Source organism: Nocardioides sp. P4_G10 (assembly GCF_056401175.1).
The window spans coordinates 19887-39745 of sequence record NZ_JBFUJV010000021.1 but is presented as its reverse complement, the minus strand read 5'-3'; the positions used below and the strand labels follow the sequence as shown (position 1 = coordinate 39745).

Here is a 19859-nt window from a genome sequence, read left to right as displayed (position 1 = left end):
GAACTGCACGAGTGCAGGAGTCCCCCGTCGGCCCCCTACGGTGCGGGAAACCTAGGTTCGGCGCCGTCGGGCGCACAAGGCTCTCCCCGAAGATCGCCTCTCCTGTCTAGACCTCAGCGTCCGCCGGACGCGCCGGCCCCGCTCAGAGCAGCGGGCGCAGGGGAGCGAGGAAGCTCTCGGTGAACTTCCGGTTGAGGTCGCGCGCCTCCCACTCCGACAGGGTCAGCTCGAGGCAGTTGGACTCGTCGTTCGTGAAGACCTCCTCCATCACCGCGGCGAAGGCCGGGTCGATGACCTCGAGGTTGATCTCGTAGTTGCCCTGCAGGCTGAGGCGGTCGATGTTGGCGGTGCCGACGGTCGACCAGCTGCCGTCGATGGTGGCGGTCTTCGCGTGCACCATCGCGTCCTTGAACCGCAGGATCCGCGCGCCGGCGGTGAGCAGCTGACCGTAGTAGCCGCGCGAGATCCAGTCGGCCACGATGTGGTTGGACTTCAGCGGCAGCAGGATGCGTACGTCGACGCCGCGCCGCGCCGCCTCGGCGAGCGCGTCGACGAAGTCCTGGTCGGGCAGGAAGTAGGCGGTGGTGAGCCAGATGTTGCGGGTCGAGCGGGCGATCGCCTCGAGGTACATGCTGCGGATGGGGAAGTTCCACTGCCGCGGGATGTTCTTGTGCACCCGGATATGGGGGTCCCAGTCGGACGCCGTCTCGATCAGCAGCGGCCGGTCGTTGCGCCGTAGCCGGTGGTGGCGGTTGAGGTTCCAGAAGTCGGCGAAGGCGCGCTTCATGTCCCACACGCCGGGCCCGCTGATCCGGACGTGGGTGTCGCGCCACTCGGTCGCGTAGGCCGAGCCGATGTTGTAGCCGCCGAGGAAGGCGACCTCCTCGTCCACGATCAGCATCTTGCGGTGGTTGCGGCCGTAGCGGCGCAGGTCCCAGACGCGGAAGCCGGCCGTCCAGACGGGGTAGCGCAGCACCTTCAGCGAGGGCGGGAAGCGCTTGAACGCCGGCGAGACGACCATGTTGGCGAAGCCGTCGTAGATGCAGTGCACGTCGACCCCGCGGTCGGCGGCGGCGGCGAGGGCGGTCTTGAACTTCCACCCGATCTCGTCGCCCTTCCAGATGTAGGTCTCGAAGAGGATCTGCTTCTTGGCGCCGTCGATGGCGGCGAGCATGTCGTCGTAGAGGTCGCGGCCGAAGGTGTACGTCGTGATCTCGCCGTCACCGACCGGCACCGTGCCCGGACCGGTCACGGGGAACGGCTTGGGCCGCTTGCCGCGCCGGCGGTAGGAGTCGACGAGCGAGAGCGCCACGGCGACCGTGAGCTGGAGACCGACGAGTCCCATCAGGGTGCGCCGGACGGCGGTCAGCGTGCGGGCGACGGTCACGGGCTCAATCTAGCGATGGCACCCAGCACGGGGCTCAGGCCAGGTCGAGGGCTGCGTAGCGCGCGACGTCGCACGGCTCGTCGGACAGCACCCGGAACAACGCGGCCCGCAGCATCGCCTGCCGCGCGACCCCGGCCCGCCAGTCGTCGAGCGCCGCCATCGGAGTGCCCAACCACAGCACCGCGTCGAGCACGCAGACCGCCTCGGCCCACAGCGGTGAGCGCCAGGCGGGGGAGAGGTCGATGACGAACGGGGTCCCGGCGGCGTCGAGCAGGACGTTGCCCGCGAGGTCGGCGTGGACCAGGTGCTCTCGGCCGAGGTCGGTGTCGTCCAACCCGGCCGCGAGCCGCTTGACGAGCCCCGCCAGGCCCGGTTCGGCGCGTTGCGCCGCCGCCGCGACGGCCGCGTCGGCGTCGTACGCCTGACGCTCGGCCAGTGCCCAGCGGTCGGTGCGCGCGTCGAGCTCGCCGGGTCGCTCGGGCACCGCACTGGCGAGGTGGGCGTGCAGGAGGTGGGCGGTCGCCCTCAGGGCTGCGAGGTCCAGGCACGGTGTCGTCGCTGGCTCGAAGCGGGTCGCGGCCCAGCCGTCGACGACGAGGTTGCCGTCGCGGGCGGGCACCGGCAGCACCAGCCGCACCGAGCGGGGCGACTGCTCGTCGAGCCGCACCGCCAGCCGCGCCTGGATCGGCGCCAGCCAGGCCTCGGAGGCGTCGTGCCCCGGGGAGAGCGCGAGGTCGCCGGCCCGCCAGGTCGTGCCGCGGCCGCCCGGGAGGGGCTCCAGGACACCCTCGGCCACGAACAGGTCGAGCACGTGGTCCGGCGGTCCTCCGGTGTCGCCGCGTGGATCCCGAGAAGGCATGGCAGCGAGCGTAGGACGGCGGGTCGACGGGCTGGGCAGGGGGAGGGCCGCTGTCGGTGGCTCCGCGTACGCTCGACGCATGCGTCCAGTCACCGATCTCCAGCGCCGGGTGGCCCCCTTCAAGGTGGTGTCCGACTACGAGCCGTCAGGCGACCAGCCGGCCGCGATCAAGGAGATCGTCGGCCGGATCCAGGGCGGCGAGCAGGACGTCGTGCTCCTCGGCGCGACCGGCACCGGCAAGACGGCCACCGTGGCGTGGGTGGCCGAGCAGCTGCAGCGTCCCGTCCTCGTGCTCCAGCCCAACAAGACCCTCGCCGCGCAGTTCGCCAACGAGCTGCGCCAGCTCTTCCCGGACAACGCCGTGGAGTATTTCGTCTCCTACTACGACTACTACCAGCCCGAGGCCTACGTCCCCCAGACCGACACCTACATCGAGAAGGACTCCTCGATCAACGAGGAGGTCGAGCGGCTCCGTCACAGCGCCACCAACAGCCTGCTCACCCGCCGCGACACGATCGTGGTCTCGACGGTGTCGTGCATCTACGGCCTCGGCACCCCGCAGGAGTACGTCGACCGGATGCTGCGGCTCAAGGTCGGCGAGGAGCACGACCGCGACTCGGTGCTCCGCCGCCTCGTGGAGATCCAGTACACCCGCAACGACATGTCCTTCACCCGCGGCACGTTCCGCGTGCGCGGCGACACCCTCGAGATCTTCCCGGTCTACGAGGAGCTCGCGATCCGGATCGAGTTCTTCGGCGACGAGGTCGAGCGGCTGATGACGCTCCACCCGATCACCGGTGAGGTGATCTCCGAGGACACCGAGCTCCACGTCTTCCCGGCCACCCACTACGTCGCCGGTCCGGAGCGGATGGAGCGGGCGATCAAGGGCATCGAGCTCGAGCTCGACGACCAGCTGGCCACCTTCGAGAAGCAGGGCAAGCTCCTCGAGGCGCAGCGGCTGCGGATGCGCACGACCTACGACGTCGAGATGATGCGCCAGGTCGGCTCGTGCTCCGGCATCGAGAACTACTCGATGCACATGGACGGTCGCAAGCCCGGCAGCGCGCCCAACACGCTGCTCGACTACTTCCCCGAGGACTTCGTCCTCGTCGTCGACGAGTCCCACGTCGCTGTCCCGCAGATCGGCGGCATGTACGAGGGCGACATGTCGCGCAAGCGCAACCTCGTCGACCACGGCTTCCGGCTGCCGAGCGCCATGGACAACCGTCCGCTGCGCTGGGACGAGTTCGTCGACCGGATCGGCCAGACGGTCTACCTGTCGGCGACCCCCGGCAACTACGAGCTCGACCGGGTCGGCGGCGTCGACAACACGGTCCAGCAGATCATCCGCCCGACCGGCCTCGTCGACCCGGAGGTCGTGATCAAGTCGACCAAGGGCCAGATCGACGACCTGATCCACGAGATCCGCACCCGCGCCGACAAGAACGAGCGCGTCCTGGTCACCACGTTGACCAAGAAGATGTCCGAGGACCTCACCGACTACCTCCTCGACGCCAACATCCGCACCCGCTACCTCCACTCCGAGGTCGACACGCTCCGGCGGATCGAGCTGCTGCGTGAGCTGCGCATGGGCGAGTACGACGTCCTCGTCGGCATCAACCTGCTGCGTGAGGGCCTCGACCTGCCCGAGGTGTCGCTGGTGGCGATCCTCGACGCCGACAAGGAGGGCTTCCTGCGCTCCGACAAGTCGCTCATCCAGACCATCGGTCGCGCGGCCCGCAACGTGTCCGGCCAGGTCCACATGTACGCCGACAAGATCACGCCGTCGATGGAGAAGGCGATCGACGAGACCAACCGGCGCCGGGCGATCCAGGTCGCCTACAACACCGAGCGCGGCATCGACCCGCAGCCGCTGCGCAAGAAGATCGCCGACATCACCGAGATGCTCGCCCGCGAGGACGAGAACACCGAGGAGCTGCTCCGCACCTGGGCCGACGTGGGCCAGAAGGGCCGCGCCGGTGGGGTGAAGGCCGGCAAGTCGCCGACCCCCGCGCTGTCCAGGATCCACGCCGAGGCGCCCGACACGGCCGGGATCCCGTCCACCGACCTGGCCGAGCTCATCCAGGCGCTCACCGACCAGATGAAGCAGGCCGCTGCCGACCTGCAGTTCGAGGTCGCGGCCCGGCTCCGCGACGAGATCGGCGACCTCAAGAAGGAGCTCCGCCAGATGATGGAGGCGACGAAGTGACGAGCGGTGCGCGCGAGCCGAGGAACGAGGTTCGTGGCGCACCCGAGGAGCGGGGAGCTGCGCGAGCGAAGCGAGCGCCGGCGACGCGATGAGCGCCTGACACGCACACCGACGGTTGCGCGCTGAGGCTGGACGTCAGGACTCGTCGTCGCCCTGCTGGAGCTCCTTGCGCTCCTTCTTCTCCAGCTTCCGGGTGTGCTCCTCGATGACGTCGCGCTTGTTGACGACGATGCGCACGAGGTTCATCAGCGCGAAGCCCATCGGGAAGAGCGGCCACGGGAACCCGCCCCACATCGTCACCGCCCAGATGGTCCAGAGGAGGGCCGAGAGCCCGATCAGGCCGAGGAGGGCCTCGCGGCGGTCGGCCTCCCACATGCGCACCGCCTGGTCGCGGAGGTCGCCGCTGCCCGACCGGCGCGTCGGGCCCACGGGCAGGTCGCCGATCAGGGGCACGAGCTCGCCGAGGGTACGGCTGGCGAGGGCCGTCTCGGTGCGCTCGTCGTACTCGTCGCGCGTGAGGCAACCCTCGGCGAAGGCGTCGGCGAGGACGGCCTCGACCACCGCGCGGTCGCGGTCCGACGCGCGGATGCCCGCGTTGGCGGGACTGCGGGGGTCGTGGTCGAACTGCCGCCACACCTCGATCTCGGGCACCTCGACATCGTAGGCGCGCCCACCCCTGCGGACGTGTGCGGTGTGTCATGGGCCGGCCCCGGGGCTAGCGTCGGCTCCATGAGCACTCCCATCGACCTCGGCCGCCCCGTCTCCGGTGACGTCATCGACCTGATCCTCGAGGACCACCGCCGCTTCGAGGCCCTCATGCGGCAGCTGCGCGACAGCACGTCGGACCGCGACGCCGTCCGCAGGGCGCTCGCCGCGCTGCACGTCGCGCACGCGGAGGCGGAGGAGAAGCACGTCTACCCCAAGCTGCGCACGAAGGACGCGATCACCGAGCACGAGGCCGAGCACGGCGAGGAGGAGCACGCCGAGGGGCACGAGGCGATGCTGAAGGTGCTCGAGCTCAAGGGCACCGACACCCAGGCCTTCGACGACGCCGTGGAGGAGCTCGCCACCGCGCTCAACCACCACCTCACCGAGGAGGAGCTGACGATCCTCAACCCGGCGCGCGAGGAGGTCAGCGAGAAGGTCCGCGTCGAGCTGGGCGAGGCCTTCGCGACCGAGCGCAACGCGCAGCTCGACGCCGACTGCGGCAGGATCGACAACGTCCGGCACATCGTGAAGGAGGCCGAGAAGGAAGGCCTGCTCGACGACGACGAGGACGAGGACGACTGATCGAGCCGCACACAGGCTGACCCGGCGGGAGGTGACCGCGTGGACGTGACGCAGGCGGAGGCGCTGTGCGCCGGGCTCCCCGGCGCGTGGCCCGACAACCCCTGGGACCACGAGCACCCGGTGTACAAGGTCGGACCGGGCGAGCGCGGCAAGATCTTCGCGTTCCTCGGCGCGACGACGGTCGGCGTCAAGGCCGGCGCGACGCGTGAGGTCGCCGACGAGTGGCTCGACCGCTACCCCGACGATGCCGGCGTGATGGCGTACATCGGCAGGTCGGGCTGGAACGACCTCTCCCTGGCCGGCGCGATCCCGGACGAGGAGCTGGTCGAGGCGGTGGAGGAGTCCTACCGGCTCGTCGTCTCGCGGTTGCCGAAGCGCGACCGGCCCGAGGGCTGGGAGGCCGTCAGCGGCGGTAACGCATCATCGTGAGGCCGACCATGCGGGCCACGACCATCGCGATGTAGAACACGCCGACCATCATCTCGATCATGACGACCGAGCGGGCCTGCTCACCGACGGCCACGATGTCGGACAGCCCCACGCTGGTGAGCGTCGAGAACGACAGGTAGAGCAGCTCGAACCACGTGAAGCGGAAGCCCTCGGCGTTGGAGAACGAGTCGGGCCACACCACCTGGGTGACGACGAAGAGGTAGGCGAAGCCCCACGCCACGACGGTGAAGGCCGCGCCGGTCGCGAAGTACTCGTCGGTGGTGACGACGTCGTCGTGGAGCAGGTAGCGCAGCATCGCGTAGGAGACGTAGAAGTAGAACGGCGCGTGCAGCAGGCCCGACACCAGCACGATCGGGTCGGTGGTGGGGAAGATCGCCTCGAGGAGCGTGAAGACGATCGTCGGGGCGCCGAGGAAGAAGACCACGCGGCTCACGTGGGGAGTACGCCGGACCGCGAGCACCGCGGAGCCGACGGCGAGCATCCCGATGACACCGAGGAACGCACCGCCGACCTTCGAGCCGCCGAGGAACGGCCACGCGAGCACCTGGAGCAGCTGGGCACCGAGCAGCATGCCGGACGGGTGCGCGGTCACCTGGTCGATTCGTCTGCCCACGACGACGCAGTCTAGGGACGCGCGGATCACCCGCACGGCGACGCTCCGCTGGGCTAGGTTCGCCCCGTGGGCGAGCGAGCGGGGCGATGGGTGGCCGGCGGCCTCGCCGTCGTGCTCGTCGCGCTGCTGGTCGCGATCGGGCTGGTCGTCACCCGGCAGGACGACGTCGACGCCGACCTCACGGCTGCTCAGCAGGACGTCGCCGGCGCGGCGCGCCGCGAGGCGATGGCCTTCCTCACGGTCGACCACCGCGACATGGACCCGCTGATCGACGCCGTCCTCGACGGTGCGACCGGAGGTTTCGCGAAGCAGTACGCCTCCCAGCGCGAGACGCTGACGAGCGAGGCCGTCCGCACCGAGGCGACCTCGACCCCGGAGGTCGTCGCGCTCGGCGTGGGGGACCAGGACGAGGAGTCGGCGACGGTGCTGGTCGCGGCCAACAGCACGGTGACCAACACGGGCACGGGCGCCGACGGCCAGGTCCGCTACTACCGGCTGCGCCTGCGGCTCGTCCGCGAGGACGACCGCTGGCTCACGAGCGACCTGCAGTTCGTGCGGTGACGACGTGACGGGCAGGACGACGGTGAACCGGTGGCTGGTGGCGCTCACGGCGTTGGTCGTGCTGGCCGCAGGCGCGCTGGTGTGGGTGCTGCGCGACGACGGGGACGACTCCGGCGCCGACGTCAGCAGCGCGGACTCGGCGGACGCCGCCGTGGTGTCGTCGGCGGTGAAGGAAACGGTGCGTGAGCGCGCCGCGGAGGGCGCCTCCACGGCCTACGGCTACTCCTGGAGGACGCTCGCCGACGACAAGGCCGCCGCGCGCGTGCTGATGACCCCGGCGATGCGTGACCGCTACGACCGCACGATGGCCGGCGTGACCACGTCGAGCCGACGTGACCGCAGGGTGGTCGAGGCCGAGGTCGTCGACACCGCGCTGGTGACCGCATCCTCGACGTACGCCCGGGTGCTGGTGTTCGTCAACCAGCGCACGTCGGGTGACGACCTCGACCGTCCGACGCTCGACCTGGATCGCGTGCTGGTGACGGTGCAGCGGGTGGGTGGCGACTGGAAGGTCAGCGAGCTCGACGCCCTCTGAGCACGACCCCGCACGGGGGACAGCCGCGGACCGGCCCTTGTGGCCGGGACGCCCCGACGGAAGGATCCGCGACGTGGACGACGTGACGACCGACCTGCTCATCATCGGCGCGGGCCCGACGGGGTTGTTCTCCGCCTACTACGCCGGCTTCCGCGGCCTGAGCGTCGCGGTGGTCGACTCGCTGCCCGAGCTCGGCGGCCAGATCACCGCGATGTACCCCGAGAAGGCGATCCTCGACGTCGCCGGCTTCCCCAGCGTGAAGGGCCGCGACCTCGTGGAAGGTCTGGTGGCGCAGGCCGCCACCGCCGACCCGACGTACCTGCTGGACCGCACGGCCACCACGCTCGAGCACGGCGAGGACCAGGTCGTCGTCACCCTCGACGACGGCACCCGCGTCACGGCCGGCGGAGTCCTCATCACCTCGGGCATCGGCAAGTTCAGCCCGCGGCCGCTGCCGGCCGGCGAGGGCTGGGTCGGGCGGGGCATGGAGTTCTTCGTGCCCAGCTTCGCGCCGTACGCCGGGAAGGACGTGGTCATCGTCGGGGGAGGTGACAGCGCGTTCGACTGGGCCCAGCACCTCGAGCCGATCGCCACGTCGGTCACGCTCGTCCACCGCCGCGACGCGTTCCGCGCCCACGAGCGCACCGTGGCCGCGGTCAAGGACTCCAGCGTCCAGATCATCACCAACGCCCAGGTGACCGAGCTGCGCGGTGACGCCCACCTCGAGGAGGTCGTGGTCAGCGTCGACGGCGAGGAGCCGCAGACCCTGAAGGCACAGGCGCTCGTCGCCGCCCTCGGCTTCATCGCGGACCTCGGCGCGATCCAGCAGTGGGGACTCGAGACGCAGAAGCGGCACGTCGTCGTCGACTCCTCGATGCGCACGAACCTGGCGCGGGTCTTCGCGGCCGGTGACATCACCGACTACCCCGGCAAGGTCCGGCTCATCGCCGTCGGCTTCGGGGAGGCCGCCACCGCCGTCAACAACGTCGCGGTGGTGCTCGACCCCTCGGCCCACGTCTTCCCCGGTCACTCCAGCGAGGGATGAGCGACGCGATGGGACTGTTCACACGATCGTCCGGGGCTGCCGACACGCGCGACCGGGACTACGTGCTCACCGGCTGTCCTGTGGTGGCGCGCGACGAGATGCTGGTGCTCGTCGACCTCACCGTGCGACTCGCGGTGCGCCCGGCACGTGACGACGAGTCCGAGCCGCTGGGCTACGACCCTTCCGACGAGAGGTCGTTCCACGCGATCTGCGTGCTGGTGCTGCGCCAGCTCGGCGCCGAGGTCCCGTCCGACGAGCTGCTCGTGGGGCGTGCGCGGATCGTCGCGGCGGTGGAGCAGGGGCTCGCGTTCGCGCCGGTCGGTGCCGGCGTCTCCGGGCGAGTGGCGGACGTCGAGGTGAGGCCGTACGACGCGGCCGGCGCGACCTTCGACCACGAGTTCCGGGTCGTCGCGGGTTCGTGAGGCCCGGAGCCGTCTCAGCCGCTACCGACGAGTAGGCATAATGGGGCACTCACGAAGCGCCACGAAAGGCAGACCACAGTGCGCATCGCCATGCTGTCCTACCGCAGCAAGCCGCACTGCGGCGGTCAGGGCGTCTACATACGCCACCTCAGCCGCGAGCTCGTCCGGCTCGGGCACGAGGTGGAGGTGTTCTCCGGCCAGCCCTACCCCGACCTCGACGAGGGGGTCGTGCTCACCAAGGTGCCGAGCCTCGACCTCTACCGCGAGCCCGACCCGTTCCGGGTGCCGAAGCTGCGCGAGTTCCGCGACCGGATCGACATCGAGGAGTTCCTCACCATGTGCACGGCCGGGTTCCCCGAGCCCAAGACCTTCAGCTCGCGCATCGCGCGGCTGATGAAGGAGCGCGCCGGCGACTTCGACGTCGCCCACGACAACCAGGTGCTGGGCACCGGGATCATGGAGCTGGAGTCCTACGGCCTCCCGGTGGTCGCGACCATCCACCACCCCATCACCATGGACCGGCAGATCGACCTCCAGACCGCGCCGACGTGGCGCAAGCGGCTGACCCTGCGCCGCTGGTACGGCTTCCTGCGGATGCAGACGAAGGTCGCCAAGCGCTACCGCACGGTGCTCGTGCCGTCGGAGTCCTCGCGTCGTGACGTGGCGCGCGACTTCGGGGTCGACCCGGCCCGGATGCGGACCATCCTGCTCGGGGTCGACGACGTCTTCGTCCCACCGACCATCCCGCGGGTTCCCGGCCGGATCCTGGCCATGGCCAGCGCCGACGCGCCGATGAAGGGCATCGCGACCCTGCTCGAGGCCTTCGCCAAGCTCGCCGTCGAGCGCGACGTCTCGCTGGTCCTCGTGACCCGGCCGGAGCCCGGCGGGCGCACCGAGCAGCTCATCGACCAGCTCGGCATCGCCGACAAGGTGACCTTCGTCAACGGCGTCAGCGACGCCGAGCTCGTCGAGGTGATGGGCTCGGCCGAGGTGGCCTGCGTGCCCTCGCTCTACGAGGGCTTCTCGCTCCCGACCGCCGAGCTCATGGCCTGCGCGACCCCGCTGGTGGTGTCGCGGGCCGGGGCGATCCCGGAGGTCGTCGGCCCGGACGGGGTCTGCGCCGACCTGGTCACCCCCGGCGACGTGGGCGAGCTCGAGCAGGCGGTCGCGGCGTTGCTCGACGACCCGGAGCGTCGTACGGCGATGGGTGCGGCCGGACGGGCCCGCGTCGAGGAGCTGTTCAGCTGGCGTGCCGTGGCCGAGGCCACCGCCGCCGCCTACGAGGAGACCATCGCCGCCTTCCACGGCGAGCAGGGCGCGCGGCGCCAGGAGGAGAGCTGACGTGCTGACCGTCGACTTCGACCGGCTCGGGCTGCGCCCGGGCGACCGCGTGCTCGACATGGGCTGCGGCGCGGGCCGCCACGCGTTCGAGATGTACAAGCGCGGTGCCGACGTCATCGCCTTCGACCAGGACGCCGACGAGCTCGCGACCGTGCGCGAGTGGTTCGCCGCGATGCGCGAGGCCGGCGAAGTGCCGGCGGGTGCCGAGGCCGACGTGAAGGAGGGCGACGCGCTCGCCCTGCCGTTCGCCGACGGGGAGTTCGACCGGGTCGTGGCCGCCGAGGTGCTGGAGCACATCCACGCCGACGTCGACGCGATCAAGGAGCTCGTGCGGGTCGTTCGCCCGGGCGGCACGCTGGCGATCTCCGTGCCGCGCTGGCTGCCCGAGGTCGTCAACTGGAAGCTGTCCGAGGACTACCACAACGCCGAGGGCGGCCACATCCGGATCTACACGGCCCAGGAGCTCGTGGACAAGGTCACCAAGGCCGGACGTCCCAACGACGGCACCCCCGGCGACGCGATGGTCTTCACCGGCCGCGACCACGCCCACGGCCTGCACACGCCCTACTGGTGGATCAAGTGCGCCGTCGGCGTCACCAACGACGACCACCCGCTCGCCAAGGCGTACCACAAGCTGCTGGTGTGGGAGATCATGAAGAACCCCAAGGCGCTGCAGTACGCCGGCAAGGTGCTCGACCCGCTCATCGGGAAGAGCATGGTGCTCTACTTCCGCAAGCCGGACGCGGCGTGAGCGGAGCCCCCGCCGTCGACGCGATCCTCACCCGCGCCCAGGTCGAGCAGACCGCTGCCACCATCGCGGCGGTGCAGGAGCCGTCCGGGGCGATCCCGTGGACGCCCGGCGAGCACACCGACGTGTGGAACCACCTCGAGGCGGCGATGGCGTTGGTCGTCGGCGACCAGCGGGACGCGGCCGAGCGAGCCTTCTCGTGGGCGCGCGAGACCCAGCGGGTCGACGGCTCCTGGCCGATGAAGATCGTGGTCGGCGAGGTGGAGGACCACTCCGGCGAGACCAACATGTCGGCCTACGTCGCCGTCGCCGCGTGGCACCACTGGCTGGTCGAGCGCGATGAGGCGTTCGTCCGGCTGATGTGGCCGACGGTGCGCCGCGCGCTGGACTTCGTGGTCTCGATGCAGCTGCCGTTCGGCGGCATCGCCTGGTCGCAGGAGTGGCACGACGGCCGACCGGGGCCGGTCAACGAGGACGCCCTGCTCGCGGGATCGTCGAGCATCTACCACTCGCTGCGCGCGGGCGTGGCGCTTGCGGAGCTGGTGGGGGAGCCGCAGGTCGAGTGGGAGCTCGCGGGCGGCCGCCTCGGCCACGCCCTGCGCGAGCACCGCGACCTCTTCCTGGACAAGTCGACGTTCTCGATGGACTGGTACTACCCGGTGCTTGGCGGGGCGGTGCGCGGGCCCGAGGCGCACGCGCTGCTCGCGGAGCGGTGGGACACCTTCGTCGAGCCGGGCCTCGGCATCCGGTGCGTCTCGGAGAACCCGTGGGTGACGGGCGCGGAGACCTGCGAGCTCGTGCTCGCCCTCGACGCCCTCGGCGACCGTGCCCGGGCGTTGCAGCTGCTCGCCGACATGCAGCACCTGCGCACCGCGGAGGGGTCCTACTGGACCGGCTACGTGTTCCCCACGGACGTCGACGAGGTGGGCGTGAACTGGCCCGCGGAGCAGACGACCTACACGGCGGCGGCGGTGGTCCTGGCCGTGGACGCGCTCAGCGACGGGACGCCGGGTGCGGACATCATGCGCGGCACGACGCTGGCGCCGGACTTCGCGGAGATCGGGCTGGAGTGCGGGTGCCCGTCGGCCGACGGTTCAGCCGAGCGGGTCGCCGGCGTCGCCGGACGTACGGCGTAGCACCCGCATCGACCCGACCGCCTCGACCTCGGTGAAGGCGCCGCTCGCCAGCGCGGGGAGGTAGATGTCCTCGTAGGGGGGACGGCCGCCGTCCGCGGGGTCGGGGAAGACGTCGTGGATGGCGAGCACGCCGCCCGCCATCACCCAGTGCGGCCAGGTGCGGAAGTCCGTGCGGGCGGGCTCGACCCCGTGGCCGCCGTCGATGAAGAGCAGCGAGAGCGGCGTACGCCACCACGCGCCGACCGTCTCCGAGCGGCCGACGACCGCCACCACCTGGTCCTCCAGACCCGCCGCCGCGAGGGTGCGGCGGAAGGTCGGCAGCGTGTCCATCACGCCGAGGTCGTGGTCGACGAGGCTGTCGTCGTGGTGCTCCCAGCCCGCCTGGTTCTCCTCGGATCCGCGGTGGTGGTCGACGGTGACGACCGTGCCGCCGACCTCGCGGGCGGCGGCGCCCAGCCAGACGGCCGACTTGCCGCAGTAGGTGCCGACCTCGAGGGCGGGACCGAACGGGAGCCGCTCGCGGGCCCAGCGGTGCAGCAGCGCCCCCTCGTCCTCGGGCATGAAGCCCTTCGCGGCGCGGGCATGGGCGAGCAGGTCGGCGGGCATCACGGGAGACGACCCTAGTGCGGTCACACCTGCGTCCCGGCACGCGTCAGGTGGGTGAAGGCATCCAGTCACCCACTCTCCGAGGAGCAGACATGAGCAACCACACGATCGTCATCCCCACCGCCGACCTCGAGGCCGCGACGGCGTTCTACCGCACGGCGTGGGGCGCCGAGCCGCACACCGAGACGCCCTACTACGTCGGGTTCAACCTCGACGGCCAGGAGGTCGGGCTGAACCCCAACGGCGAGCGCGACCGGATGACCGGTCCGGTCGTCTACTGGGCGACCGACGACCTCGCGGCCAAGGTGGCCGAGGTCGAGGCGGCCGGCGGGACCGTCGTACGTCCCGTGACGGAGGTCGGCGGCGGGACGTCGCTCGCGCTGCTGACCGACCCGGCCGGCAACCAGGTCGGGTTCATCACCCAGGGCTAGCTGGCGGCGCCGTCGAGCTCTGCGGGGTCGACGCCGCTGTCGGCCTCGAGGCCGTGGCGCCAGGTGTTCCAGTGCCAGGTGAGGTAGCGGTCGACGGCCCGCACCGCGTGGGCGCTGCGGATCGAGTGGAAGACGTCGAAGGCGTGCTGGGCGCCCGGCAGCTCGGCGTACACCACCGACTTCTCCGACGTGCGTCGCAGCTCGGCGACGAACATCCGCGCCTGGTCGACGGCCACCAGGCTGTCCAGCTCGCCGTGGATGACGAAGAAGTCCGACGCGTCGGGCGTGATGCGCAGGATGGGGGAGGCGGCCTCGTAGACGTCTGGTGCGTCCTTCCACGTCGTCTGCATGACGCGGGGGCCGAGGAAGGCGTCGCGCATGCCGATGGCGTTGGCGAGCCCGGTCGACCCGGCGAAGTCGTAGACCCCGTAGAACGGCACGGCCGCCTGCACGGAGGTGTCGGCGTCCTCGAAGCCGGGCTGGAACTGCGGGTCGCCGGGGGTCAGCGCCGCCAGCGCGGCGAGGTGGCCCCCGGCTGATCCGCCGGTGATCACGAGGTAGTCGGGGTCACCGCCGTGGTCGGCGATGTTGTCCCTGACCCAGGCGATGGCGCGCTTGACGTCGACGATATGGGCTGGCCACGGGTCGCGGGGGGCGAGGCGGTAGTTGATCGCCACGCACACCCACCCCTTGGCGGCCATCCGGTTCATCAGGGGCCGGCCCTGGTGCTCCTTGGCGCCGAGGGTCCAGGCCCCGCCGTGCACCTGCAGGAGCACGGGCGCGTCCTTGATCGCCTCGTCGCCGGCCGGCAGGTAGATGTCGAGGTGACCGCGGCGTCCGGCCTCGGAGTAGGGCAGGTTGCGGATCACCCGGACCGCGTCGTCCCGGAAGTCGAACGGCCGGGCCAGGCTGCGCCACGGCGTCGCCAGGTCGGCCGGGTCGGGAGCCGCGTCGAGCTGCTCCACGTAGTCGACGCCGAGCCCCTCCACGAGCGCGTCGTCCAGCACGTCGGCCGCGCGGCGGCTCTGCCGCACCAGGTGGGCCAGGCCGAGCGCACTGGCCCCGGCGAGGGCGAGTCCCGCCTTGGCGCGCAGGCCCGTACGACGGCCCTTCGTCAGGTGGGTGGCGGCGTCCAGCGCGGTCAGGGCGAGCATCTGCGGCGCGGTCTCGCCGAAGAGCCAGCCGGCGGCGAAGGACGGCACACCGGCACGCTGGCCGCGCGGTGGGCGCACGGCGTTGGCGGTGAGGGCTGCGATCACTGACTGGCGGAACAGGAAGCTCACGGGGTCAATGTTACTTGCCGGTACCGATTCCTCACGGGGTGGTCCCCGGCATCATCTCGGGGTGGACTCACGTGCTGCGGATCCCTGGACCTACGTCGTCACCGACGTCGAGCTCGACGGCCCGTGGCCGGGCATCAACTCCATGCGCTCCTTCGCGTCGGTCGCCGTGACCGCCGACGGCGTCGAGCACGGGCGGTTCGAGGCGGTCCTGGAGCCACTGCCCGGCACCTCCCCGGACGCCGCAACGATGGCGTGGTTCGAATCCCACCCGGGCGCGTGGGAGGCGGCGACCCTCGACCCCGAGCCGGTCGTCCGCGTGATGGAGCGCTACGTCTCGTGGCTGCAGGACCTGCCCTGGCCGCGCATGTTCGCGGCCTTCCCGCTGGCCCTCGACGGCATCTGGGTGGACCACTACCTCCGCCGCTTCACCCCCTACGGCATCAGGCAGGGCCACCACGAGGAGGACCGGCTGTTCGTCGGCGGCGGCCTGTGCCTGCGGAGCTATGCGGCGGCGGTGACGGGGGAGCCCGCGGGGCTCGTGGACGTCGACACGCTCCCGAGCGCGTGGTTCGGCGAGGTGGAGCACACCCACCGGGCGATCGACGACACCGTCGGCTACGCGAACCTGCTGGTCGAGCTGTTCCGGCGAGCCGGATGACGTCGTCCCGGAGGTCCGGGGCGCGCACGACTGCGCTCGGCGTCAGGTGGAGGCCTTCTCGGCGGCGGTCATGATGACGTCGGCGACGGTCTCGGCCTGGGTGAGGTAGACGGCGTGGCTGCCCTCGACGGTGGTGATCGTGGCGCCGGCACGCTCTGCCATGTGGCGCAGCATCGCCTGGTCGAACGCCTTGTCCTGGGTGCCCCACACCGCCCAGCTCGGTCGGGTGTGCCACGCCGCCTCGGAGACGGGCCGGGCGAAGACGGCCATGTTGACCGGGACCTGGGTGTCGCGCATGAAGGCGGCCTCGGCGTCGCTGGCATCGGCGGCGAAGCCCTTCTGGAACGCGTCGGGGCGGAGGAATCCGAAGCCGTCGTCGCCGACGTCGATGACGAAGTCCGGGGTGGCGGCGAAGCCCTCGTACTGCTGCCCCGAGGTCTGGCCGCTGTCGGGGATCAGGGCGGCGACGTAGACCAGCCCCGCGACGTGCTGGTGCGTGCCGGCCTCGGTGATGACGGTGCCTCCCCAGGAGTGCCCGACGAGGATCGTGGGGCCGTCCTGCTGGGCCAGGACGCGGCGGGTGGCGGCTACGTCGTCGTCGAAGGACGTGAGGGGGTTCTGCACCACGGTGACCCGGTAGCCGCGATCGGTGAGGAGGTCGTAGACCCTCCGCCAACCGGAGCCGTCGGCGAAGGCGCCGTGGACCAGGACGATGTTCGTGATGGAGGTGTCGCTGCTGCTCATGAGTTCTCCTTCGATGGAAGTGGTATGCGATATATTGGAGCGTTGTTGCCGGCCCCGGACGATGGGCAACCTGCACACACTTCGCAGGCGCCCGGCTCGGCACGGGTGAGGCATCAGGTCCCCGCGGTCAGCGGATCCTCAGCTGGGTGACCAGGTCGCCGTCGAGGACGAACGCGTACTCCAGGTCCGCGACGCCGCCGGGGAAGTCGCCCTCGAGATGGAGGACGGCCACCCAGTGCGTGTCGTCCGTGCGTCGGGCGCCGACGAGCTCGGAGGTGTAGGTGAACTCGGTGCCGGCGTCGGTGAGGAAGTGCCGCACCTGCGCGGTCCCCTGGAACGTCTCGTCCTGGTCGACGACCAGCGGGTCTGCGGCGAACGCTCGCATGGCGGCGTCCACCTCGCGGGCGGCGTGCGCGGCCAGGAAGGCGCGGATCGTGGCGGGGAGCTGGGCGGTGTCGATGTCGTTCGTGTGTGTGGTCATGCCACGAGCGTGCGGCCGCCCCCGGACGGAGGGTCAAGGACGGATGTCTCCCGCCGGGAGAGGGTCCGGCCGGGGACGTGGACGCGGCACCCGGTGTCGCGGGAGGGTGGGCCGGTGACCCGGACCTCCGCCGCCCTCGAGCTCGAGGTGCTGCGCAGCGTCGCCGACGCGGTGGGGTCCGACCCGGACCTCCGGGTCGTCTGCTCGCGGGTCGCCGAGGCCGTGCGGAGCGCACGACCGACCCGGGACGTCTACGTCTACCTGTACGACTCGGGCGCCGACGACCTCCTCCTGGTCGGCGCCACCGAGAGCCCCGCCGCGCGCGAGGTCGGGACCCTGCGGGTTCCGTACGGCGGCGGCGTGACCGGCTGGGCGGCCGTCTCGCGGGAGAGCTACGTGGTCCCCAGTGAGCCGGCCAGCGACCCGCACTTCCTGCCGTACCCGGGGATCGGCGAGGAGCGGTACGGCGCGATCTTCTCGGTGCCGGTGGTGTCGTCGGCTGACGAGCTGGTCGGAGGCATCACGGTGTGGGCGACGCCCGACGACGGGTTCGCGGCGTACGAGGTCCCGCTGGTCGAGCACGTGGCGTCGCTGCTCGCGCCGTCGCTCGAGAGGGAGCGCCTGCGCGAGCAGGTCGGCACCCTGACCCGCACCGAGGAGGGTCTGCGCGAGCTCGGCGACCTGGTCGCCACGCGGGCGGCCGCCGGCAGGGTCGTGGACAGCGCCGCTCAGCTCGCGCTGACCGGCCTCGCGGCGGACCTGGTGGTGGCGGTCGTCGCCGACCCGTCGGGAGGCGACCGCATGGTCGTCGCCGTGGCCTCCGGCGCCGACCCGGACCGCCGCGCGCCGGCCGCGGGCCTGCGCCGCGCGCTGCTCGAGATCGACGGCGACCTGCGCCGGGCGCGGATCACGTGGCAGGTCGCTGCCGAGCGCGTCGCCCGCGCCCTGGAGGGCCAGTCCCAGCCGCTCGCGACCGCCGCCGTGCGGTGCGGGCCCGACGAGCTCGGCAGGATCGAGGCTCACGTCCTCGTGCCGGGCCGCCCTCATCCGACCCCCGCCGGGCTGCTCCCCGCCATCGCGGGGCACGTGGCGGTGGCGACGCGGCTCGGGATCGCGCTGGAGGAGCTCGACGACCGCAACGGCCTGACCTGGTTCCTCCGGGCCGTCACCTCCGGACGACTGGCCGGGGACGACCTGCGTCGTCGGGCCGAGGCGCTCGGTCTTGACCGCGCGGGCGCCCACGTCTTCGTGGCGGCGTGCACGTCGGACCCGATCGCGGCCGAGCTCGACACCGTCCTCGAGCGGGTCGCGGCGTTGCCGGCCGGGACGCTGACGGGGTCGACGCCCCACCAGGCCGTCGCCGTCGTGCCGTGGCCGTCGGCGAGCGGGTCGGTGGACGCGCTCCGCGGGCCCCTGCTCCGCGCGTGCGCCCACGCGCGGGCCGCGGGCGCCGCGCTGACCGTGGGTGTCTCGCGACCGGTGGCGTCGGTGGACGGCTTCGCCGACGCGCTCGCCGAGGCTCGCGAGGCGATGAGCGTCGCCAGCTCGCTGCCGCAGCCGGCCGGCGTGTTCACGCTCGACGACGTCGGGCACCACCTGCTGCTGAGCCGCGTCGCGAGCGTGACGGGCGTCCGGGACCGGTACGCCGTGGCCGTCGAGAGCATCGCCGAGTACGACCGCGTCAAGGGCACCGAGCTGCTGGGCACGGTCGCGACGTACCTGCACCTCCGGAGCCGGAGCGCCGCAGCGCGGGACCTGGTGATCCACCGCAACACGCTCGCCCAGCGCCTGACCCGGGCGTCACAGCTGAGCGGCTTCGACGTCAGCGCGCCCGACGCGTGGTTCCCGCTGCAGCTGGCGCTGCAGGTCCACCTGGCCCGCTCCGGGACGCGGTCCGACGGGCCGGTCGACGCTCAGGGCGTGGTGCCCGACGCGGACTGACCGGCGCCCGTGGCCACCGAGAAGACGGGCCACCCGATCTCGGTGCGCCACGCCGAGGCGTCGTCGGTGTCGCGCGGGCCGACGAGGTACGTCTCGCGCACGGGACCGGCCACCTGCAGGGCGTTGGCCACGACCCAGGCGCCGACCTCGCCGTAGGTCACCTCGATGTCGTCGTGGTCGCCCACGTGGGTCGCCACGGCGAGCTCGACCGCCGGCAGCTCCACGGGGTGCACCCGGCCGGTCCGCGGTGGGTCGTCGACGGGCCGGTGCACCAGCACGTGACCCCGGCCGACCTCGAAGAGCGCGTTGTCGTACACCCCTCCGGGAGGTCCGACGAGCAGAGGCAGGGCGGCGTCGAGCTCGGCCATCGCCCCGGCGTACCAGCTCAGCACCTCGTCGAGCACGACGTCGGCCTCGATGGCGGCCACCGACGTCGCCGGGACCGCGCGCACCTCGACGTGCATCGCTGCTGGTTCGGGTGCCAGGAGCCGCCGCAGCGAGCGGACGGCCGCCCGCGTGCGGTCGAGCTCGGCCTCGAGGCGGTGCAGGTGCTCGGCCACCAGGTCCGCGCGGGTGCCGGGGTCGGGCGCGTCCAGGATGCGTCGCACGGCCGCGAGTGGCACATCGAGCTCGCGGAGGCGGTGGATGACCTGGGCCGTGGGGATCTGCTCACCCGTGTAGTAGCGGTAGCCCGTCACCGGGTCCACGGTGGCGGGGACCAGCAGCCCGGCCTCGTGGTGGCGCCGCAGGGTGCGCACGCTCACGTGGGTCAGGCGGGAGAACTCACCGATACTGAGGCGGGCCGACACCCGGGCAGTCTGCACCCTCTCCCGGGGGGAGGGTCCAGACCGGCTCGCGGCCGCCGCCGGCTACTGCAGGTAGTTCTCCACCACGCCGGTGGGGCGGGCGTCGGCGTCGTCCGGGTCCCCTCCGAACTCGGACCTGGCACGGCGCTGCCGGAGGAGGTCCCAGCACTGGTCGAGGGCCTCCTCGACGCGCTGCATCTCGTCCCGCTCGTCGGCACTGCTCAGCTCACCGCTCGCGCGCAGGGCGCGGAGCTCGTGCTCCCGCTCGACGAGGGAACGCACCCGGCCCGGGATGTCGTCGTCGCTCATGCCT

23 protein-coding genes are annotated in these 19859 nt (G+C 71.8%); 13 read left to right on the top strand and 10 right to left on the bottom strand.

Translation table 11 applies throughout. The features are described 5' to 3' along the window. Positions 1–142 precede the first annotated feature (142 nt). Together AC1DP1_RS18650 and AC1DP1_RS18645 are read right to left on the bottom strand one after the other, a co-directional pair. Positions 143–1387: a phospholipase D-like domain-containing protein gene (locus tag AC1DP1_RS18650; protein WP_477508108.1), complete on the bottom strand. Its 1245-nt coding sequence runs from the start codon at positions 1385–1387 to the stop codon at positions 143–145. A 34-nt stretch (positions 1388–1421) separates the two neighbouring features. Beyond that, positions 1422–2246: an aminoglycoside phosphotransferase/kinase family protein gene (locus tag AC1DP1_RS18645; RefSeq protein WP_477508107.1), complete on the bottom strand. Its 825-nt coding sequence runs from the start codon at positions 2244–2246 to the stop codon at positions 1422–1424. 79 nt (positions 2247–2325) lie between these two features. Here AC1DP1_RS18645 and uvrB point away from each other — a divergent pair, with 79 nt between their 5' ends. Beyond that, on the top strand, positions 2326–4455 hold the full coding sequence (uvrB, locus tag AC1DP1_RS18640; protein ID WP_300044892.1) for an excinuclease ABC subunit UvrB: 2130 nt from the start codon (positions 2326–2328) through the stop codon (positions 4453–4455). A 135-nt stretch (positions 4456–4590) separates the two neighbouring features. On the opposite strand, the gene AC1DP1_RS18635 is transcribed toward uvrB, so the two are convergent. Further along, entirely contained in the window at positions 4591–5106 is a 516-nt protein-coding gene (locus AC1DP1_RS18635; protein WP_477508106.1) for a DUF1707 SHOCT-like domain-containing protein, read from the bottom strand. A 78-nt stretch (positions 5107–5184) separates the two neighbouring features. On the opposite strand from AC1DP1_RS18635, the gene AC1DP1_RS18630 reads away from it, so the two are divergent. Both AC1DP1_RS18630 and AC1DP1_RS18625 read left to right on the top strand, forming a co-directional pair. After that, a complete protein-coding gene (locus tag AC1DP1_RS18630) occupies positions 5185–5745 on the top strand; it encodes a hemerythrin domain-containing protein (RefSeq protein WP_477508105.1) in 561 nt (186 codons plus the stop codon). Positions 5746–5784: 39 nt separating this feature from the next. Beyond that, positions 5785–6174, top strand: coding sequence for an MmcQ/YjbR family DNA-binding protein (locus AC1DP1_RS18625; RefSeq protein WP_477508104.1), 390 nt, complete (start codon positions 5785–5787; stop codon positions 6172–6174). Here the strand turns inward: AC1DP1_RS18625 and AC1DP1_RS18620 are convergent. Then, on the bottom strand, positions 6149–6808 hold the full coding sequence (locus AC1DP1_RS18620) for an ion channel (protein WP_477508103.1): 660 nt from the start codon (positions 6806–6808) through the stop codon (positions 6149–6151). The genes AC1DP1_RS18625 and AC1DP1_RS18620 overlap by 26 nt on opposite strands. Before the next feature lie 66 nt (positions 6809–6874). Here AC1DP1_RS18620 and AC1DP1_RS18615 point away from each other — a divergent pair, with 66 nt between their 5' ends. The 7 genes from AC1DP1_RS18615 to AC1DP1_RS18585 all read left to right on the top strand — a co-directional run bounded on the left by AC1DP1_RS18615 (position 6875) and on the right by AC1DP1_RS18585 (position 12596). Beyond that, complete coding sequence (locus AC1DP1_RS18615) at positions 6875–7369, top strand: hypothetical protein (protein WP_477508102.1); 495 nt, start codon at positions 6875–6877, stop codon at positions 7367–7369. Positions 7370–7373: 4 nt separating this feature from the next. After that, positions 7374–7904 (top strand): hypothetical protein, encoded by a 531-nt coding sequence (locus AC1DP1_RS18610; protein WP_477508101.1) that lies wholly within the window; start codon positions 7374–7376, stop codon positions 7902–7904. A 73-nt stretch (positions 7905–7977) separates the two neighbouring features. Further along, positions 7978–8949: an NAD(P)/FAD-dependent oxidoreductase gene (locus AC1DP1_RS18605; RefSeq protein WP_477508100.1), complete on the top strand. Its 972-nt coding sequence runs from the start codon at positions 7978–7980 to the stop codon at positions 8947–8949. Between the two features lie 8 nt (positions 8950–8957). Next, a complete protein-coding gene (locus AC1DP1_RS18600) occupies positions 8958–9371 on the top strand; it encodes a hypothetical protein (RefSeq protein ID WP_457186790.1) in 414 nt (137 codons plus the stop codon). 78 nt (positions 9372–9449) lie between these two features. After that, positions 9450–10712, top strand: coding sequence for a glycosyltransferase family 4 protein (locus AC1DP1_RS18595; protein ID WP_477508099.1), 1263 nt, complete (start codon positions 9450–9452; stop codon positions 10710–10712). Position 10713: 1 nt separating this feature from the next. Next, positions 10714–11463: a class I SAM-dependent methyltransferase gene (locus tag AC1DP1_RS18590; protein ID WP_457186794.1), complete on the top strand. Its 750-nt coding sequence runs from the start codon at positions 10714–10716 to the stop codon at positions 11461–11463. Further along, positions 11460–12596, top strand: a complete 1137-nt coding sequence (locus AC1DP1_RS18585) for a prenyltransferase (RefSeq protein WP_477508098.1) — start codon at positions 11460–11462, stop codon at positions 12594–12596. Before AC1DP1_RS18590 ends, AC1DP1_RS18585 begins: the two co-directional genes overlap by 4 nt. Here AC1DP1_RS18585 and AC1DP1_RS18580 read toward each other — a convergent pair. Further along, on the bottom strand, positions 12555–13202 hold the full coding sequence (locus AC1DP1_RS18580; protein ID WP_477508136.1) for a class I SAM-dependent methyltransferase: 648 nt from the start codon (positions 13200–13202) through the stop codon (positions 12555–12557). The genes AC1DP1_RS18585 and AC1DP1_RS18580 overlap by 42 nt on opposite strands. Before the next feature lie 92 nt (positions 13203–13294). Here AC1DP1_RS18580 and AC1DP1_RS18575 point away from each other — a divergent pair, with 92 nt between their 5' ends. Continuing rightward, positions 13295–13633, top strand: a complete 339-nt coding sequence (locus AC1DP1_RS18575) for a VOC family protein (protein WP_477508097.1) — start codon at positions 13295–13297, stop codon at positions 13631–13633. Here the strand turns inward: AC1DP1_RS18575 and AC1DP1_RS18570 are convergent. Next, complete coding sequence (locus tag AC1DP1_RS18570; RefSeq protein ID WP_477508096.1) at positions 13630–14916, bottom strand: alpha/beta hydrolase fold domain-containing protein; 1287 nt, start codon at positions 14914–14916, stop codon at positions 13630–13632. The genes AC1DP1_RS18575 and AC1DP1_RS18570 overlap by 4 nt on opposite strands. Positions 14917–14977: 61 nt before the next feature. Here AC1DP1_RS18570 and AC1DP1_RS18565 point away from each other — a divergent pair, with 61 nt between their 5' ends. Beyond that, entirely contained in the window at positions 14978–15574 is a 597-nt protein-coding gene (locus AC1DP1_RS18565) for a hypothetical protein (RefSeq protein ID WP_477508095.1), read from the top strand. A gap of 42 nt (positions 15575–15616) precedes the next feature. Here AC1DP1_RS18565 and AC1DP1_RS18560 read toward each other — a convergent pair whose 3' ends face one another. After that, positions 15617–16318: an alpha/beta fold hydrolase gene (locus AC1DP1_RS18560; protein WP_477508094.1), complete on the bottom strand. Its 702-nt coding sequence runs from the start codon at positions 16316–16318 to the stop codon at positions 15617–15619. 127 nt (positions 16319–16445) lie between these two features. Next, positions 16446–16799 (bottom strand): nuclear transport factor 2 family protein, encoded by a 354-nt coding sequence (locus AC1DP1_RS18555; protein ID WP_477508093.1) that lies wholly within the window; start codon positions 16797–16799, stop codon positions 16446–16448. Positions 16800–16913: 114 nt separating this feature from the next. On the opposite strand from AC1DP1_RS18555, the gene AC1DP1_RS18550 reads away from it, so the two are divergent. Then, entirely contained in the window at positions 16914–18740 is a 1827-nt protein-coding gene (locus tag AC1DP1_RS18550; protein ID WP_477508092.1) for a helix-turn-helix domain-containing protein, read from the top strand. Here AC1DP1_RS18550 and AC1DP1_RS18545 read toward each other — a convergent pair. After that, positions 18713–19549 (bottom strand): MerR family transcriptional regulator, encoded by an 837-nt coding sequence (locus AC1DP1_RS18545; RefSeq protein ID WP_477508091.1) that lies wholly within the window; start codon positions 19547–19549, stop codon positions 18713–18715. The genes AC1DP1_RS18550 and AC1DP1_RS18545 overlap by 28 nt on opposite strands. A 60-nt stretch (positions 19550–19609) precedes the next feature. Continuing rightward, positions 19610–19855, bottom strand: a complete 246-nt coding sequence (locus tag AC1DP1_RS18540; protein WP_477508090.1) for a DUF2630 family protein — start codon at positions 19853–19855, stop codon at positions 19610–19612. Positions 19856–19859: the final 4 nt, after the last annotated feature.

Bases quoted from the DNA above. Each gene is read 5' to 3' on its own strand.
- uvrB (WP_300044892.1), top strand. From the start codon at position 2,326: ATGCGTCCAGTCACCGATCTCCAGCGCCGGGTGGCCCCCTTCAAGGTG.
- AC1DP1_RS18540 (WP_477508090.1), bottom strand. From the start codon at position 19,855: ATGAGCGACGACGACATCCCGGGCCGGGTGCGTTCCCTCGTCGAGCGG.
- AC1DP1_RS18630 (WP_477508105.1), top strand. From the start codon at position 5,185: ATGAGCACTCCCATCGACCTCGGCCGCCCCGTCTCCGGTGACGTCATC.
- AC1DP1_RS18575 (WP_477508097.1), top strand. From the start codon at position 13,295: ATGAGCAACCACACGATCGTCATCCCCACCGCCGACCTCGAGGCCGCG.
- AC1DP1_RS18555 (WP_477508093.1), bottom strand. From the start codon at position 16,799: ATGACCACACACACGAACGACATCGACACCGCCCAGCTCCCCGCCACG.
- AC1DP1_RS18580 (WP_477508136.1), bottom strand. From the start codon at position 13,202: ATGCCCGCCGACCTGCTCGCCCATGCCCGCGCCGCGAAGGGCTTCATG.
- AC1DP1_RS18645 (WP_477508107.1), bottom strand. From the start codon at position 2,246: ATGCCTTCTCGGGATCCACGCGGCGACACCGGAGGACCGCCGGACCAC.
- AC1DP1_RS18560 (WP_477508094.1), bottom strand. From the start codon at position 16,318: ATGAGCAGCAGCGACACCTCCATCACGAACATCGTCCTGGTCCACGGC.
- AC1DP1_RS18600 (WP_457186790.1), top strand. From the start codon at position 8,958: ATGGGACTGTTCACACGATCGTCCGGGGCTGCCGACACGCGCGACCGG.